Raw genomic sequence first — 608 nt, 5'->3', positions numbered from 1 at the left:
CTGATACCGACAGTCCGGACAAACAGCCCCGTCTGTGACTTCTGATCGGCAAAGACATGCTCGACACGCGAGCGGATGACCGACTTTCCAGCATTTGATTTCTGGATATGCCGGGGCATAGGCTTGAGATGCGGCTTTTTGCGATGAACCTTGGAGACAAAGCCCTGCTTTTCCATGAAGTCTTCGTTGGCTTTTGAGCGATAGGCCGTGTCGGCCCAGACACTTGAGGCCGTATTGGTTTTATCCAGAAGCCCCTCTCTCAATCGCGCGCCATCACTGGCAGCGGCATGCGTTGTTTTCCATTTGCGGATGAACCGGTATTTCCGATCGATGGAAACATGCGATTTATAGCCAAAGAACGGGATGGCGAGATCGCTGGATGGCATGGTTCCATCATCCTGCCGCTTCGCCTTCGTGAACTTCAGTGTCCAGCGCGCATGACGATCCTTGTGCGACAGCTTTGCGGGTTTGTCCTGCCAGTCTTCAGGAATACGGCCTGCTCGCAGATCCGCTTTCTCTGCATTGGTGTTCCGCTGCTTCGGAGCCGCTACCAGCGTGGCATCCAGGATCTGGCCTGACATCGGCAAATACCCGGCGTTACGCAGGGT

General features: G+C 55.1%; 1 protein-coding gene. It reads right to left on the bottom strand.

Features of this window, described 5'->3' with window-relative positions; translation table 11 throughout:
- Positions 1 to 608, bottom strand: a 608-nt coding sequence (locus tag GOB90_RS18765) for a transposase (RefSeq protein WP_173572233.1), incomplete at both ends; no start/stop codon positions are given.

This window comes from Acetobacter oeni, from assembly GCF_011516825.1.
GTDB classification, from domain to species: Bacteria; Pseudomonadota; Alphaproteobacteria; order Acetobacterales; family Acetobacteraceae; genus Acetobacter; species Acetobacter oeni.
The sequence above is the reverse complement of the archived record's forward strand: the minus strand, read 5'-3'. Positions and strand labels throughout refer to the sequence as shown.